The sequence below is a fragment of the Gilliamella sp. Occ3-1 genome (genome assembly GCF_001690655.1).
Lineage (GTDB): Bacteria > Pseudomonadota > Gammaproteobacteria > Enterobacterales > Orbaceae > Gilliamella > Gilliamella apicola_P.
Genome location: NZ_LZHQ01000004.1, coordinates 154,665 through 171,037, shown reverse-complemented (window position 1 = coordinate 171,037; position 16,373 = coordinate 154,665). Strand labels below are relative to the sequence as shown.

15 protein-coding genes are annotated in these 16,373 nt (G+C 34.3%); 5 read left to right on the top strand and 10 right to left on the bottom strand.

The features are described from left to right. Nucleotides 1-93: 93 nt before the first annotated feature. Both ftsH and rlmE read right to left on the bottom strand, forming a co-directional pair. On the bottom strand, nucleotides 94-1,971 hold the full coding sequence (gene ftsH, locus A9G43_RS01620) for an ATP-dependent zinc metalloprotease FtsH (RefSeq protein ID WP_081297980.1): 1,878 nt from the start codon (nucleotides 1,969-1,971) through the stop codon (nucleotides 94-96). Between the two features lie 76 nt (nucleotides 1,972-2,047). Next, nucleotides 2,048-2,674 carry a 23S rRNA (uridine(2552)-2'-O)-methyltransferase RlmE gene (gene rlmE / locus A9G43_RS01615; RefSeq protein WP_065606049.1) on the bottom strand — a complete coding sequence of 209 codons (627 nt, stop codon included), beginning with the start codon at nucleotides 2,672-2,674 and terminating at the stop codon, nucleotides 2,048-2,050. Nucleotides 2,675-2,770: 96 nt separating this feature from the next. Here rlmE and yhbY point away from each other — a divergent pair, with 96 nt between their 5' ends. Then, the gene (gene yhbY, locus A9G43_RS01610; protein WP_065606047.1) at nucleotides 2,771-3,064 is read left to right on the top strand and encodes a ribosome assembly RNA-binding protein YhbY; all 294 of its coding nucleotides are present in this window, start codon (nucleotides 2,771-2,773) and stop codon (nucleotides 3,062-3,064) included. A 62-nt stretch (nucleotides 3,065-3,126) separates the two neighbouring features. Here yhbY and greA read toward each other — a convergent pair whose 3' ends face one another. Continuing rightward, nucleotides 3,127-3,603: a transcription elongation factor GreA gene (gene greA / locus A9G43_RS01605; RefSeq protein ID WP_065606045.1), complete on the bottom strand. Its 477-nt coding sequence runs from the start codon at nucleotides 3,601-3,603 to the stop codon at nucleotides 3,127-3,129. A gap of 304 nt (nucleotides 3,604-3,907) precedes the next feature. On the opposite strand from greA, the gene A9G43_RS01600 reads away from it, so the two are divergent. The 3 genes from A9G43_RS01600 (at nucleotide 3,908) to hslO (ending at nucleotide 6,814) form a co-directional block, all read left to right on the top strand. After that, a complete protein-coding gene (locus A9G43_RS01600) occupies nucleotides 3,908-5,452 on the top strand; it encodes a hypothetical protein (protein WP_141673992.1) in 1,545 nt (514 codons plus the stop codon). A 101-nt stretch (nucleotides 5,453-5,553) separates the two neighbouring features. Beyond that, nucleotides 5,554-5,949: a ribosome-associated heat shock protein Hsp15 gene (hslR, locus tag A9G43_RS01595; RefSeq protein WP_218058578.1), complete on the top strand. Its 396-nt coding sequence runs from the start codon at nucleotides 5,554-5,556 to the stop codon at nucleotides 5,947-5,949. Further along, on the top strand, nucleotides 5,936-6,814 hold the full coding sequence (gene hslO, locus A9G43_RS01590) for an Hsp33 family molecular chaperone HslO (RefSeq protein WP_218058577.1): 879 nt from the start codon (nucleotides 5,936-5,938) through the stop codon (nucleotides 6,812-6,814). Before hslR ends, hslO begins: the two co-directional genes overlap by 14 nt. Nucleotides 6,815-7,035: 221 nt before the next feature. On the opposite strand, the gene tsaA is transcribed toward hslO, so the two are convergent. The 4 genes from tsaA to metN all read right to left on the bottom strand — a co-directional run bounded on the left by tsaA (nucleotide 7,036) and on the right by metN (nucleotide 10,574). Continuing rightward, nucleotides 7,036-7,749, bottom strand: coding sequence for a tRNA (N6-threonylcarbamoyladenosine(37)-N6)-methyltransferase TrmO (gene tsaA, locus A9G43_RS01585; RefSeq protein ID WP_442903305.1), 714 nt, complete (start codon nucleotides 7,747-7,749; stop codon nucleotides 7,036-7,038). Nucleotides 7,750-7,871: 122 nt separating this feature from the next. Beyond that, nucleotides 7,872-8,774, bottom strand: a complete 903-nt coding sequence (locus A9G43_RS01580) for a MetQ/NlpA family lipoprotein (RefSeq protein ID WP_065606037.1) — start codon at nucleotides 8,772-8,774, stop codon at nucleotides 7,872-7,874. 14 nt (nucleotides 8,775-8,788) lie between these two features. Further along, the gene (locus A9G43_RS01575) at nucleotides 8,789-9,430 is read right to left on the bottom strand and encodes a methionine ABC transporter permease (protein WP_065606103.1); all 642 of its coding nucleotides are present in this window, start codon (nucleotides 9,428-9,430) and stop codon (nucleotides 8,789-8,791) included. Nucleotides 9,431-9,542: 112 nt separating this feature from the next. Continuing rightward, nucleotides 9,543-10,574, bottom strand: coding sequence for a methionine ABC transporter ATP-binding protein MetN (gene metN / locus A9G43_RS01570; protein WP_065606035.1), 1,032 nt, complete (start codon nucleotides 10,572-10,574; stop codon nucleotides 9,543-9,545). Nucleotides 10,575-10,689: 115 nt separating this feature from the next. Between metN and gmhB the strand changes: the two genes are divergently transcribed. Then, nucleotides 10,690-11,226 carry a D-glycero-beta-D-manno-heptose 1,7-bisphosphate 7-phosphatase gene (gene gmhB / locus A9G43_RS01565; RefSeq protein WP_065606033.1) on the top strand — a complete coding sequence of 179 codons (537 nt, stop codon included), beginning with the start codon at nucleotides 10,690-10,692 and terminating at the stop codon, nucleotides 11,224-11,226. A gap of 454 nt (nucleotides 11,227-11,680) precedes the next feature. On the opposite strand, the gene gyrB is transcribed toward gmhB, so the two are convergent. The 3 genes from gyrB to dnaN are packed head-to-tail and all read right to left on the bottom strand — an operon-like array spanning nucleotide 11,681 to nucleotide 16,360. After that, nucleotides 11,681-14,092: a DNA topoisomerase (ATP-hydrolyzing) subunit B gene (gene gyrB, locus A9G43_RS01560; protein WP_065606031.1), complete on the bottom strand. Its 2,412-nt coding sequence runs from the start codon at nucleotides 14,090-14,092 to the stop codon at nucleotides 11,681-11,683. A gap of 42 nt (nucleotides 14,093-14,134) precedes the next feature. Then, a complete protein-coding gene (gene recF / locus A9G43_RS01555; protein WP_065606029.1) occupies nucleotides 14,135-15,208 on the bottom strand; it encodes a DNA replication/repair protein RecF in 1,074 nt (357 codons plus the stop codon). Between the two features lie 48 nt (nucleotides 15,209-15,256). Beyond that, nucleotides 15,257-16,360 carry a DNA polymerase III subunit beta gene (gene dnaN / locus A9G43_RS01550; RefSeq protein ID WP_065606027.1) on the bottom strand — a complete coding sequence of 368 codons (1,104 nt, stop codon included), beginning with the start codon at nucleotides 16,358-16,360 and terminating at the stop codon, nucleotides 15,257-15,259. Nucleotides 16,361-16,373 lie beyond the last annotated feature (13 nt).

Below are 16,373 nucleotides of genomic sequence, written 5' to 3'. Positions count from 1 at the left end.
TTTATTATGTTATTACAGCAAATTTGTTCATTAGATATTTTTATTTTATTGATAAAAAACGCGCCGAGGCGCGTTATATTTTATTTAAGTATTTTAACTTTCTGATTTAGGTGGCGTATCACTTCCTTCATTTGGTATTTTGTTCGCTGCTTGTTCGTCACTTTCTGTCCAATCATCAGGAGTGGTAATAGGACGACGAGCAATTAAATCAGCAACTTGTTTTGCACCAATAGTTTCATATTTTATTAGAGCATCTTTCATTGCATGAAGTACATCAATATTCTCTGTTAATATTTTACGTGCGCGCTGGTAATTACGATCAATAATTGCTTTGACTTCTTCGTCAATAATTCGAGCTGTTTCGTCCGAAATATCTTTCGGTCGCCCATATGAATTATCATCGGTTTCGTAAAATAGTGGACCTAAACGATCAGAAAATCCCCATTGTGTTACCATCGCTCTTGCGTATTGTGTGGCAACTTTTATGTCATTCGATGCACCAGTGGATATTTTGTTTGCGCCATAGATTAACTCTTCAGCTAGTCGTCCACCATAAAGAGTTGCAATATCACCTTCTAATTTTTCTCGACTCTCACTAACTCGATCACCCTCAGGGAGAAAGAAAGTCACACCGAGAGCTCGTCCTCGTGGAATAATGGTAACTTTATGGATTGGATCATGATCAGGCATTAAGTGACCAATAATTGCGTGCCCTGCTTCATGATACGCAGTTGAAACAAGTTGCTCTTGAGTCATGGTTAATGAACGTCTTTCAGTTCCCATGTTGATTTTATCTTTAGCTTCTTCAAATTCTTCCATGGTCACTACACGTTTATTACGGCGTGCAGCAAATAAAGCTGCTTCATTGACTAAATTTGCTAATTCTGCACCCGAGTAGCCTGGCGTACCTCTTGCAAGAACAGATAAGTCAATATCCGTTCCTAATGGTACTTTGCGTACATGTACGGCAAGAATTTGCTCGCGACCTTTCATGTCTGGTAAGCCAATTTGAACTTGGCGATCAAAACGGCCTGGACGAAGTAACGCAGGATCTAAAATATCAACTCGATTCGTTGCAGCAATGATGATGATACCACTATTGGCCTCAAATCCATCCATTTCAACTAGCATTTGGTTTAGTGTTTGTTCACGTTCATCGTGCCCTCCCATTGAACCTGCACCACGCTTGCGACCTACAGCATCAATTTCATCGATGAAAATAATACAAGGAGAGTGTTTGCGAGCTTGTTCAAACAGATCACGTACACGCGACGCACCCACACCAACAAACATTTCAACAAAATCTGAACCTGAAATGCTAAAGAAAGGTACATTCGCTTCACCGGCAATGGCCTTCGCCAGTAATGTTTTACCTGTACCAGGAGGTCCAACCATTAAAATTCCTTTTGGAATACGTCCGCCTAATTTCTGATATTTTCCTGGATCACGTAGAAAGTCAACTACTTCAGTCACTTCCTGTTTTGCTTCTTCGCTACCGGCAACATCGGTAAATTTAGTTTTAATTTGATCGGGAGTTAGCATGTGAGCTTTACTTTTGCCTATCGACATTGGTCCCCCTTTACCACCGCCTTGCATTTGGCGCATCATGAAGAACCAAAAACCAATAAGTAAAATCATAGGAAACCAAGAGACAAAAATACTAAGTATTAAGCTTGGTTTTTCATCAGGTTTACCATAGACTGGCACCTTATTGGCTAATAAATCATCCATTAATTTTTCATCAAGGTACGGGATATAGGTAACATAATTGCCACTATTTTTTGTTGTGGCAACAATTTCTCGTCCGTTAATATGCACTTCTTGAAGATTACCAGCTGCGATATCGGAATTAAATTGAGTATAATTGACTTGAGGTCCGCTATTAGATATTGAGCTAAATTGGCTAAATCCAACAATCAATGCTACAGCGATAACTCCCCAGATCAGTAAATTCTTTACCATGTCGTTCAAAAGAAAAACCTCTCATAAAAATTAATAGTTACGACTAAATTTAACGAAATATAGTACTACAAAATTATACAACTGGCTACTTCATACCCATTGCAACAATATAAACTTCTCGTGACCTTGCGCGTGAAGCCTCAGGTTTTCGAATTTTGACAGTTTTAAACATCGAACGTACTTGCTTTAGATACGCTTCAAATCCTTCACCTTGAAACACTTTAACAATAAAATTACCATTAAGAGCAAGCACGTCTTTACACATGTCTAACGCTAGTTCAACTAAATACATTGCTCTTGGTATATCAACTGCGGGTTGCCCACTCATATTTGGTGCCATGTCTGACATGACTACTTGGACTTTTTCTTTGCCAACCCGTTCAAGTAACGCTTTTAAAACTGCTTCATCCCGAAAATCGCCTTGAAGAAAGTCAACACCAACAATGGGATCCATAGGAAGTAAGTCACAGGCAATAATACGTCCTTTATTGCCAATAAGCGATGCAACATATTGTGACCAACCGCCAGGAGCTGCTCCTAAATCAACAACCGTTATTCCTGGCTTAAATAATTTGTCACTTTTTTGAATTTCTTCAAGTTTGAACCACGCTCTAGAACGGAGCCCTTTTTTTTGTGCTTGTTGTACAAAGCGATCATTAAAATGTTCATTGAGCCAACGAGTTGAACTTGCTGAGCGTTTTTTATTACTCACAACTAATAAATCCTTAATGTAAGAGGTCACTTCATTGATTACAAACATATATAAGGGTAGAATAGCAAAATTACAACTTAATGTGATAAAAATTTAATGAATTTATCGAATAAACAAAAAAAGTATTTAAAAAGTGAAGCTCATTATTTAAAACCTATTGTGATGATTGGGGCTAATGGATTTACCGAAGGTGTACTTGCCGAGATTGACAACGCTTTAAATTTCCATGAGTTGATTAAAATTAAGGTTTCTGCTGAAGATCGTGAAACAAAAAAGCTTATTTGTGATGCAATTGTACGCGAAACAAAAGCGTTACCAGTGCAATTGGTTGGTTCTAATTTCACTATTTTTAGACCAAGCGAAGATAAGAAAATTTCCCTACCTAAATAAATGCAACAGGGCTTAGCCCTGTTGCATTTATCATCTACTTTTGTAATTGATTTATTTAATAATTAGATATATTCAACCTTAATAATATCAAATTCAACATCCCCCCCTGGCGTTTTAATTTGTACTGTATCACCGTCTTCTTTGCCGATTAAACCTCTGGCAATAGGTGAGTTGACTGAAATAAGATTTTGTCTGTAGTCAGCTTCATCATCTCCTACGATACGATATGTTGTCTCTTCGTCCGTTTCAATATTTATTACTGTTACTGTAGCACCAAAAATAATACGACCAGTATTTTTTACTTTGGTAATATCAATAATTTGAGCTTGTGATAATTTACCTTCGATTTCTTGAATACGACCCTCACAAAAACCTTGCTGTTCTCTTGCTGCATGGTATTCAGCATTTTCCTTTAAATCTCCATGAGCTCTTGCCTCTGCTATTGCTGCCGTTATTTGTGGTCTTTTAACATTTTTTAGCTCTTCTAATTCGGCTCGTAATAGTTCAGCTCCCTTGACTGTCATTGGGATTTGTTTCATCTAAGTATCTCCCGTTTTTACTCATTTAGTAAATAAAAAGTAACTATCACTTATCTTAATCAAAAGAAAGAGAAAGTTAATTGTTCTTTTGGTTATTTAAAAACATTATAGTGAATAATTATATATTAACTGTAAAGCTGACTTAATAACAAATTATTTATACCGAAAATAAGATGATATTTTGATTAAAATCGGTTATCGTAATGTAACTACCAGTAGTTGATTATAACAATTATATTTATTTATGCGACGATTACGATTTTATATAATCATCTTCCTAACCATTATTTGGTTTTTGGTATTGTTGTCTTATTTTATCGTGCAAACTTCGTTTGGAGCTAAAATAATTAGTCAACAATTATCCAAATTAAGTTCATATACAATCTCAATCGGCAGTGTTAATCACTCTTTTTCAAATTTTTATGAACTGATTTTTGATGATGTTGTTGTCAATGATAATAATCAAGAGATTGTTAATGTTCCTAAATTAGTTGTGGGGTTTGATAAAAATGATCTATGGCAATTAAGTCATTTTAAATATGTTACTGTTATTAATGGCACTATTAATAATACTCAATCTAGTAATTATGCTTTTTCAGCAAATACACTAAGATTTGTTGATTCAACCATTAATATTTTGGCCAATAATGGAAAGGACAAATTTTCTTTCACAAAAATCAATGGGGGGCTTCAACCTTTTTCTTCATCAGGAGCAGATAAATATCAATTTGATTTTACCTCGCAAGAAACTTTGTTAAATCAAATATCAATAAAATCCTTGCTTATTCAAGGATTCCATCGAGATGGTATTACAACCATTACTAATTTAGGTGGGAATATTAATGACGGATTTTTTGTTAGTAAATTAAAAATACAGGCCGACGATATTTTAAATATCGAACAATTAAATTTGCATAATATACATTTTCAATCAACTGATGATGATTTTTTTGATAAATATTCTCATGTCCTACCAAAGCTAACAATCAAACAATTATTAATACAGGAAAGTAGTATTCAGCTGCCTAGTTTTTTAATAGAAAAAGGCAATATTGAAGCGACGAATCTTCGTTATGAAGGGCAATGGAGTTTTGATCAGGGTTCCGTTATTTTTACTGCTGAGGAAATTGTTTGGCATGATGAGTTATTTTCGTCGGTATTAGCACAATTATCATTCCAAAACCAAGAAGCGACAATTCAAAAAGTATTAGCAAAATGGAATAAAGGTAGTATAACTTTTTCTGGTAAGTGGAAAGATAATACCTTACATCTAGATCAATTAATGCTAGCGGATATTGTCTATGAGATTCCTGAAAATTTAGGACAGAGTCTGTTACCTAATATTTTTAGAAATATTAAGCTTGATAAGCTGAATATTTTTCAAAGTTTGATAATTAGAAAGCAGAGCGATTTTCCTTTTAGTTTATATAATTTTCAAGCTTCAGGTAAAGATATCACTTTAGCAAAAGCGCAAAAATTAGGACTATTTTCAGGAACTTTTTTTTTGAAATCTGAAAAAGCTTCGTTAAATCGAATTGATATTCGTTATCCAGATCTTGTTCTCAAATTTGATTCTGATAACTATCCTTCATTAACTTTCAGTTCTTTAACTAATGGGGGAATAATTGAGTCGAGAGCAAAAGTTGATTTATCGCAAAATGAACTGTTATCTTTGCAATTTGATGCTTATGGCGTAACAAGCTTGCTACTAGAAAATTGGAAATTGATAAAAAAACCGCCAAATGCTATGAATTACTCAGCTAATTTACATGGTAAATTACAACCATTTAATTTATCAGGTAAATTTTCGGCAAATGGGAATGAGTATATCATTAATCTTGCGCATTGATTTTTACAAAAGCATCCTTATATAACATCGTTAAGATGTTTAAGTTATTATGTTCATTTGAGCTTAAAAAACTCAATAATAAGTAATATGAGGTAGTAATAGTGCTTATAAGATTAGATAAATGGCTTTGGGCGGCAAGATTTTATAAGTCTCGATCGTTAGCACGAGAAATGGTTGACGGTGGTAAAGTGCATTATAATGGCCAACGTACCAAACCAAGTAAGCTTGTTGAAGTCGGTGCAATCTTAACGCTTCGCCAAGGTTCTGATCAAAAAACAGTTCGGGTTTTAGCCATTAGTGAACAACGAAGAACGGCTATTGAAGCCCAACAGCTTTATAAAGAAACTCCTGATAGCATTACAAAACGAGAAAAAATAGCACAAGCGCGTAAACTTAATGCATTAACAATGCCGCATCCAGATAGACGGCCTGATAAAAAGGAACGACGTAATTTGATTAAATTTAAATATGATAGGCAAAAAGATGGCAATGATTAATATGGATACTTTAAACCGTTTTTTATTTGATAATCACCCTATTCGTGGTGAAATTACCCGTCTGGAACAGACATATCAAGCAATTTTAGATAATCATACTTATCCAATTGCAGTACAAAAATTGCTTGGTGAATTATTGGTTGTAACTAGTTTATTAACAGCAACACTAAAATTTGAAGGTGATATTGCTGTTCAGTTACAAGGTGATGGAGCGTTATCTTTAGCGGTTATTAATGGTAATGATCAACAGCAGCTACGAGGTGTTGCTCGGGTTAGTGGTGAAATCGCTGATAATGCAACACTTAAAGAAATGGTGGGTAATGGCTATGTCGTTATTACTATCACCCCTAAAAATGGTGAGCGTTATCAAGGTATCGTTGGGCTGGAAAAAGATACACTTATTGGTTGTATCGAAAATTATTTTATGCAATCAGAACAGCTCCCTACTCGTCTATTTGTAAAAACAGGTGTACATGATAATAAACCAATAGCAGCAGGTATTTTATTGCAAGTTTTACCTGCTAATAAAAATACAGTTGAATCATTTGAACATGTTAGCGCTTTAACTGAGACAATCACTAGTGATGAGTTATTTCAACTTTCTACTGATGAGATTTTATATCGTTTATATAATCAAGAAGAAGTACGTCTTTTTGAAACGCATGATATTACTTTTAAGTGTGGATGTTCACGTCAACGTTGTGAAGATAGTTTAATGACTTTACCAGCTAATGAGATTGATGAAATCCTAAAGGAAAACGAGGGGGAGATTGATATCCATTGTGATTATTGTGGAAAGCATTATCTGTTTGATGCAATTGATATTGCTGAAATTAGAAGTAAAAGTAACCTAAATTATCATTGATTTTCATAGAAAAACACCACTAAGGCTACTAATACCATAGTGGTAAAGTGAAAATATAGGGAATTAAATCCATATTTAATTTAACAGAATAAAAAAAGATACCAATCTATTTTATCTGTTTTATATAAAAATCTTGTAAAGAAAATTTACAAAATTATTTTACATTGAAATTAATAAAAAATTTTTTAGCCTTAACTTTTTAAAATTCATAAAAATTATTTTTATTTAATTCCTACATAAATATCTTCAACAATGGCGTGTTGATTTACGATTCTCCATTTAATATTAAAATGGTAAAGTGCAAGTCCGTATGCTTGTTCATTAATGTTTTTTTGTTTATAGGCTGGTCTTGGATCTTGGGATATTACTTGTGTAATTAATTCGGCGAGTTGAGGATAACTTTGTTTTTGTAACTCCAAAGATAATCGTGCTTTTTGTGAGAACTCTACTGTTATTTTTTTTTCAGGAGTAGATTGTGCGTATCCTGCAAGTGCTTCTGAGTGGCTATCGGAATAAGGGAGATAAGGCTTGATATCAATAATTGGTGTGCCATCGACTAAGTCGAGACTTCCTAATTTTAAGACTACTTGCTTATTTTCTATGATGATATCTTTTAACTCTACTGCTGAAAGCCCAATATGATTAGGTCTAAATGGCGATCGTGTAGCAAACACGCCCATTGTTTTATTACCGCCTAAACGAGGAGGGCGAACGGTTAATCTCCATTTTTCAGGGGCAACATGGTGAAATAGGAATAATAGCCATAAATGTGAAAATTGTTCTAATCCTTTTACACTGATAGGGTCATTATAAGGTGCTAATAAATAAAGTTCCCCTTGTCCTGCACTAACTAGATTGGGTTGCCTTGGAACGGCAAATTTTTCACTATACGGTGAGCGGATAATACCGATTGGTTCAATTTGATATATCATTATTGGTCGATAATTTTGTTTATGAGTAGCAGTTTTGTTAAGTCATTTAATTACTATCTCTATTTCCGCCGATCGATACAAAGATCGGCGGATTTAATATTAGTCTAATATTTATTTATAAATTATTACCAACCGCGAATAGCTCCACCATTAAAAATTTGGTCAGCTTTTTGTGCAACAGCTTCGGTTTGGTATGCTTTTACAAAATTTTTCACATTTTCATTATCTTTATCCGTTTCACGCGAAACAATAATGTTGACATATGGTGATTCTTTATCCTCAACAAAAATACCATCTTTACTTGGTGTTAAGTTTGCTTGTCCTGCAAATGCGTTATTGATGATTGCAAGATCAACTTGGGCATCATCCAATGAACGAGGTAACATTGGGGCTTCGAGTTCTAAAATATTATAGTTATAAGGGTTACTGGTAATATCAAGTACAGTTGGTAGTAAACCTTTAGATTTATCAATCGTAATCATCCCTTCATGTTGTAATAATAATAGTGCTCGTCCTAAGTTTGTAGGGTCATTAGGAATAGCAATCGTTGAGTTAGCTGGAATGAAAAATGCTTCACCGCGTGGTGAAGTGACTTTTACGCCTTCGCCTCTTTCTATTGATTCATCAATTGGTTTTAGTTTATGAGAATAGCTTGCAATAGGATAAACAAATGAATTACCTACTAAAGCTAATTTATAGTCACGTTCTTTCATTTGTTCATCTAAATAAGGTTTATGTTGGAAAGCATTTACATCAATTAAGCCATCATTTAATGCTTGATTTGGGGTTACGTAATCGTTAAAAATAACTAGTTCAACATTTAGATTATAAAGATCTTTTGCTTGTTGTTTAACTACTTCAGCAACTTCTTGTTCAGGGCCTGAAATTACTCCGACTTTTAGAACATTTACTTTAGCTGGCTCTGTTGGTTTGTTATCCGTTGTGGCTGTTTGTTTATTATTATCACAGCCAGTTAAAAAAAATGCACTTACCAATGTGGTAATAAGCGCTAGCTTTTTAATAGACATATATTTCTCCAAAATTAATGATGCGTGACGCGTTTAACAATCATATTACCAATAAATTGAATAATAAAGACAATAATAATTAATATAACTAAAACAGTATTCATTATAGCTGGCTTGTAGCCGTTGTAACCATATTGAATAGCAAGTTGCCCAAGGCCTCCTGCGCCAACAGCTCCAGCCATTGCAATATATCCTGTCAAAGTAATTAAGGTAATTGTCATACTATTGACAATTATAGGCAATGACTCAGGTAATAAAACTTTATATATGATTTGTAGTGGTGTTGCACCCATTGAGCGTGCAGCCTCTATTAATCCTTTAGGAACATCTAATAATGCATTTTCTATCATACGTGCAATTAATGGCGATACACCAATACTTAATGGTACCACTGCAGCTTGTTTACCTATAAAGGTGCCCATTAAAATTGTGGTGAAAGGAATAATCCATACAATTAATATGATAAAAGGGATTGATCGAAATACATTAGTAATAAATGAAATAGTGCTATTAGCGACATAACAATCCAATATTTGTCCTTTACGCGTCGTATAAAGTAATATACCAACGGGTAATCCAATTATCGTTCCCCAAAAACCTGATAAGATGACCATAAATAGAGTTTCATCTGTTGCTTGTGCCATTTTGAACAGCATTGCTTCATTAAAGCCATTAAATGATGAACAAAAAGCAACAAAGTCAGCCCAAAAATTATATTGAGTTAAATATCGAAATAATGATTCAAAAGGTTTAAATGAAGGAATAAAATCAAACATAGCCGAGCACCTCTACTTTAGTATTATTTTTTTCTAAGAATTGAATTGCTGATGCCATACTTTTTTGTTTCCCTTTCATTTCCGCTAACATTAAGCCAAATTTGACTCCTCCGGCATAATCCATTTGTGCACTGATAATGTTACTATCAATTTCGAATTCTTTAGCGATTTGTGATAATAATGGTAAATCAACAGAGACTCCTGTAAATTCTAAACGTAATAAAGGATTGAGTCCTTCTTTGTGTTCAGATGATAGCCTTATTAAATAATCATCTGGAATACTAAGGTGTAAGGTTGATTGAATAAATTGTCGTGCAATATCTGTTTTAGCATGAGAAAACATTTCGCCTACTGATGACTGTTCAACTAGTTTGCCATCACTTATGACAGCCACTTGATCACAAATCTGTTTTACTACATTCATTTCATGCGTAATTAATAAAATTGTTAGTCCTAATTTTTGGTTAATATTTTTTAGTAATGACAAAATTGAACGTGTTGTTTCAGGATCAAGCGCACTGGTTGCTTCATCACATAATAATACTTTGGGGTCACTTGCCAAAGCTCTCGCAATAGCAACACGTTGTTTTTGTCCACCAGATAAATTAGTTGGATAAACATTCGCTTTTTCTGTCAATCCAACTAAATCCATAAGCTCATTTACTTTCTGCTTAATTGCTATTTTAGGCGTTTTATTTAGTTCAAGAGGGAAAGCGATATTATCAAATACAGTACGTGAAGACAGTAGATTGAAATATTGAAAAATCATACTAATTTTTCGGCGTATTTCAATTAATTTTCTATTAGATAGATTAGTGATCTCTTGATTATCAAAGAAAATCTTCCCACTAGTCGGCTTTTCTAGCAGGTTAATGCAGCGAATAAGTGTGCTTTTCCCAGCCCCTGATTTGCCAATAACTCCGTAAATTTTCCCTTGGGGAACATGGATATTAATGTCTTTTAAAGCATAAATGGGAGTTTTATTATGCTCAAATGTTTTCGAAATATGTTGTAGTTGTATCATAATATATAAAAAAAAAGATGAATAAATGAATATTAAGACGTCTAGACATCTAAGTCAATCAATAATATTCTATGCAATATTAGAGTAATATCTTAATAAAAGGAAAAAACTAAACATGAAGCCAGCTATTTTTTTAGATCGAGATGGTACCATTAATATAGATTATAATTATGTGCATACAATCGATAAATTCCATTTTATTGATGGTGTTATTGAGGCAATGCAAGAACTCAAAAAAATGGGTTTTATGTTAGTTATAACAACCAATCAATCAGGTATTGCTAGAAATATATTTACAGAAGAACAATTTCATACTTTGACTGAATGGATGGATTGGTCTTTACAAGATCGTGGTGTTGATTTAGATGGTGTCTATTATTGTCCTCATGATCCGTTAATTGATAACTGTGAATGTCGCAAACCAAGTCCAGGTATGATTCAAACAGCAGCTAAAGAACTAAAAATTGATATTGCTAATTCCTATATGGTTGGAGATAGAGTGTCTGACCTATTATCGGGTAAAAAAGCTGGCGTTAAAAAAACTGTGTTAGTAAAAACGGGTGATACCATAACAGAAGAGACATTAGAACAAGCTGATTGGATTATTGATAGTTTGGCTGATTTACCAAAAAGAATTAAAAATGAATCTTAGTTATTATTTTAACTAACACTGCGTTTAAATTAAGCGCTATCTTAGTGTGCTAGTTGTGCAATCGTTAATTTAATTGATTCGCAGAAAATTAATAATTACCAAATATAAAAAAGTGATAAATACCAATATTGAAAACTACTATTGTTGGTATTAGTTTTCAATATTGGTAAACACAAAATAAATAATTCAATTAAGCCCATTCAGATTAATAAATCTACCCTGTTGTACTAATTTATAAATTGGAATTTTCATTTTTTATTATGATGATGTGAGTTGGTAAAACACTTTAAAGCGTTTTAAATTGTACAGCTAGTGATTTTAAAACTATCATTAAAGTCAAATCAGATATTTTACCTGATTTGATATTTCAATAATTTCTGGATTTTATTTCATCTACTCCAGACATATTTTATTAATTAACAGATCCAACTATTTCTCTTAATAACGATAATGTTTAGAAATCTAAATTTGCTACTTTAAGCGCATTTTCTTCAATAAATAGTCGACGGGGTTCGACTTCATCCCCCATTAGTGTTGTAAACAATTGATCTGCTTCAATTGCATCTTTAATGGTGACTTGTAACATGCGGCGGCTGGTTGGATCCATTGTGGTTTCCCATAACTGTTCTGGGTTCATTTCACCTAGTCCTTTATAACGCTGAATAGTTAATCCACGACGTGATTCTTTAATTACCCAATCAACAGCTTCGTCAAAAGATTCAACATGTTGTTTGCGCTCACCACGTTGAATAAAGGCGCTGTCTTCAAGTAGATCTTTTAATTGTGCACCAAGATGGCAAATATTACGGTATTCATTACTATGGATGAATACTTGATCTAATGGATAATTAGTATCTACACCATGAGTTTTTACTTTAATGATTGGCACATATAGCTTTGCTTTTTCATTATATTCAGCTGAATAAAGGTAGCTGCTACCATGTTGTTCTTTATTTGATAGTTTTTCAACAAAGGTTTTTGCCCAGTTTTCGGCCTGTTGTTGATTTTGTAGAATACTTTCGTTTAATACATCATGATAAACCAATTCCGATAGCAACACTTTTGGATAGCGACGTTCCATTTTTGTAATAAGTTTTTCGACTTTTTGATATTCAGCAATTAGTCTTTCTAATGCTTCGCCTGCAAGAGCAGGTGCATGGTCATTGACATGTAACGATGCATTTTCAAGCGCTAAGGCAATTTGAAATTGCGTCATTGCCTCATCATCTTTGATATATTGTTCTTGCTTGCCTTTTTTGACTTTGTATAAAGGTGGCTGTGCAATATAAACATAACCTCGCTCAATGATTTCTGGCATTTGTCGGTAGAAGAATGTTAATAATAATGTTCGAATATGCGAGCCATCAACGTCGGCATCGGTCATGATAATAATGCTGTGGTAACGCATTTTGTCTGGGTTATATTCATCACGGCCAATTCCACAACCTAATGCGGTAATTAGTGTTCCGACTTCTTGAGATGAGAGCATTTTGTCAAAGCGAGCTTTTTCAACATTCAAAATTTTACCTTTAAGTGGTAAGATTGCTTGATTTTTGCGGTTGCGCCCCTGTTTTGCTGAGCCCCCCGCAGAGTCCCCTTCCACTAAGTACAGTTCAGATAGAGCTGGGTCTTTTTCTTGGCAATCAGCAAGTTTACCCGGTAATCCGCCTAAGTCTAAAGCGCCTTTTCTACGTGTCATTTCGCGTGCTTTACGGGCGGCTTCTCGTGCTCTTGCTGCATCGATGATTTTTCCGACAACAATTTTGGCATCGCTTGGGTTTTCAAGTAGATATTCTGTTAACTTTTCACCCATTACGGATTCAACTGCGGATTTTACTTCTGATGATACCAATTTGTCTTTGGTTTGTGATGAGAATTTAGGGTCAGGTACTTTAACTGACACTACCGCAATTAACCCCTCACGAGCATCATCACCTGTGGCGCTGATTTTGGCTTTTTTGCTGTATCCTTCAGCTTCCATATAGTTGTTTAATGTTCGTGTCATTGCTCCACGGAAACCTGCTAAGTGAGTACCGCCATCTCGTTGTGGGATGTTGTTAGTAAAGCAATAGATGTTTTCTTGGTAACCATCGTTCCATTGTAGTGCTACTTCAACACCAATACCGTCTTTTTCTGTGCTGAAATAAAATATTTTAGGATGAATAGGATTTTTGTTTTTGTTTAAATATTCAACAAACGCTTGAATACCACCTTCGTAGTGATAATGTTCACTTTTGCCGGTACGCTCATCAAGTAATCTTATAGATACACCTGAGTTTAAGAATGATAATTCTCGTAGTCGTTTTGCTAATATTTCGTAGACAAACTCAATATTGGTAAACGTTTCTGGGCTTGGCCAAAAGCGTACATAAGTGCCAGATTCAGATGTTTCACCAATTACTTTTAGTGGCTCTTGCGGTACACCTAAGTTATAAACTTGTTGGTGGATTTTTCCATCACGATAAATAACTAATTCTAATTTATCTGATAAGGCGTTAACAACTGAAACACCTACACCGTGCAAACCACCAGATACTTTGTAAGAATTATCATCAAATTTACCACCAGCATGTAATACGGTCATGATAACTTCTGCTGCTGAAACACCTTCTTCTTCATGAATACCTGTTGGAATACCGCGACCATCGTCACGCACAGAAACAGAGTTGTCGGGATGGATAGTTACTTCAATATGGTGACAATACCCAGCTAATGCTTCATCTATGGCATTATCAACAACTTCAAAAACCATATGGTGAAGCCCTGTGCCATCATCAGTATCACCAATATACATACCTGGACGTTTACGGACAGCATCAAGCCCTTTGAGTACTTTAATGCTAGAAGAATCATAAGAATTAGACATGGATTTCTCGACTTATTTGATTGTTTATATCATTCTGTATATTTACGAAATTATACCAGATTTTATGTAAAAAATCTTATCATTTTCATCGATCATATGGGTAATTTGCGATTGGTTAACTGCTGTTATAAATACTTGTGAATTAGCTTGTTTTAGACGTTTAGCTAGCAATTCGCGTTTATTGTTATCTAATTCAGATGCAAAATCATCAAGTAGGTAGATACAAGCTTGAGTATTTTGCTTGGAGTAATATTCGCCTTGAGATAAGCGTAATGCGCACATTAATAATTTTAATTGACCACGTGATAACAGATCTTCAACCGAAATGTTGTCAACACGTAATCGAATATCTGCTTTATGTGGTCCGACTGATGTGTAGTTGAGGAGTTTGTCTCGTTCATATTGTTTGCGCAACATTTCGGCATAATCGGTATTATGCTCCCAACCTTGATAATATTGGCAATTAAGTTGGTACTCGGGTAAAAAATCATGGCATGTTTGTATAATTTCAGGAAAAATATGTTGTGAGTAGTTTTCTCTAATGTGGCTAATTTTTTCAGCGATGGGCGCGAGTTCTTTGTCCCAAGGTAATAATTGATTATAGCTATGGGATTGCTTTAATAATGCATTGCGTTGTTTAAATAAACGCTTTAAATTGTTCCATAAATGAACAAATTCTGGGTAATGATGAAAACATCCCCAATCAATAAATGCACGGCGATATTTAGGTCCGCCAGTCAATAAATCAAATCCTTCTGGTGTAATTAGTTGAATAGGTAATAATTTGGCTAAATCGGTTAATCGATAACCTTCATCCCCATCTATTCTGATTTTATTATCATTATTACGCGATTTAGCAAGTCCAATTGAGTGAATTTGTTGATTGGACGTGTTTAGTTCGCTGAATAATACTAGCTCTGGTTGCTCGTGTTGAATAATTCGATTCGATTGAGTATGTCTAAATGCACGACCATGACCAAGCATATAAATAGCTTCAAGTAAGCTTGTTTTTCCACTCCCATTATCGCCTACAATGAAGTTGAAATGTGGAGATAAAGATAACTGTGCATAACTAATATTACGAAAATGATGGACATTGATTTTTGAAAGAGTCATATGCTTTAAATTATTCCGGTCGAAGCCGGAATATTAAGTGAGATTGGATTATAAGCGCATTGGCATAACAACATAAGTTGCCGTTTGATTATTAATATCTTCTATTTGTACACTTGATGTTGCATCGGTTAATAATAGTTGTACGCTATCACATTTCAATGTATTTAATATATCAAGTAGATAGGTTACATTGAAGCCAATTTCAAGCTCTGCTGATTCATATTTTACGTCAATAACTTCTTCTGCTTCTTCTTGTTCTGGGTTATTTGCTGTAATTTTTATTTGATTGTTATGGACATAAAGTCGAATACCACGGAATTTTTCATTAGATAAGATTGCAACTCTTGATAGGGCGTTTTTAAGTTCTTCGCAAGATACTTCAAGTGGTTTATCTGGGTTGCGTGGTAATACTCGTTTGTAGTCAGGGAATCTTCCATCAATGAGTTTTGATGTAAAAGTGAAATCACCAAGATTAACCCGTAAGTTATTATTACCAATTTGCATATTGATTAATTGGTCGTTATCACTAACCAGTTTTGCAAGCTCTAGTACCCCTTTTCTCGGTAAGATGACAGAATGATTAGTTTGAGTATCTTGTTCAATAGGTTGTGCGCATAAAGCTAATCGATGTCCATCTGTTGCAACTGATTTTAATAAACCATCTTCAATTTCAAATAACATACCATTTAGGTAATATCTTACGTCTTGGTTCGCCATTGAAAACTGTACTGCATCAATAAGGCGTTTAATGGTTTTTTGTGGCACTGAAAGTTCAACATCACTTTGCCAATTTTCTAAATTTGGAAAATCGGTGGCTGGTAATGTCGATAATGAAAATTTACTACGTCCTGATTGAATCATCAATCGGTTATCGTCAACGCTTATCGAAATTTTGGCATCATTAGGTAAGTTTCGGCAGATATCAAGAAACTTTCTTGCTGGCACGGTTGTAGAGCCCGGTTCACTTGGTTCAACCAATGGTAGATGAGATATCATCTCTATTTCAAGATCAGTTCCTGTCATTGATAGCGTGTTATCACTCACTTGTAATAATAAATTCGCCAATATTGGTAGTGTAGGACGACTACTTAATGGAGCACTTACAAGTTGTAATGGTTTTATTAGTTTTTCACGATCTATAATAAATTTCATAGTATTGATTCTT

Bases quoted from the DNA above. Each gene is read 5' to 3' on its own strand.
- yhbY (WP_065606047.1), top strand. From the start codon at position 2,771: ATGAATTTATCGAATAAACAAAAAAAGTATTTAAAAAGTGAAGCTCAT.
- greA (WP_065606045.1), bottom strand. From the start codon at position 3,603: ATGAAACAAATCCCAATGACAGTCAAGGGAGCTGAACTATTACGAGCC.
- hslO (WP_218058577.1), top strand. From the start codon at position 5,936: ATGGCAATGATTAATATGGATACTTTAAACCGTTTTTTATTTGATAAT.
- A9G43_RS01580 (WP_065606037.1), bottom strand. From the start codon at position 8,774: ATGTCTATTAAAAAGCTAGCGCTTATTACCACATTGGTAAGTGCATTT.
- A9G43_RS01575 (WP_065606103.1), bottom strand. From the start codon at position 9,430: ATGCTGTTCAAAATGGCACAAGCAACAGATGAAACTCTATTTATGGTC.
- metN (WP_065606035.1), bottom strand. From the start codon at position 10,574: ATGATACAACTACAACATATTTCGAAAACATTTGAGCATAATAAAACT.
- gmhB (WP_065606033.1), top strand. From the start codon at position 10,690: ATGAAGCCAGCTATTTTTTTAGATCGAGATGGTACCATTAATATAGAT.
- gyrB (WP_065606031.1), bottom strand. From the start codon at position 14,092: ATGTCTAATTCTTATGATTCTTCTAGCATTAAAGTACTCAAAGGGCTT.
- recF (WP_065606029.1), bottom strand. From the start codon at position 15,208: ATGACTCTTTCAAAAATCAATGTCCATCATTTTCGTAATATTAGTTAT.
- dnaN (WP_065606027.1), bottom strand. From the start codon at position 16,360: ATGAAATTTATTATAGATCGTGAAAAACTAATAAAACCATTACAACTT.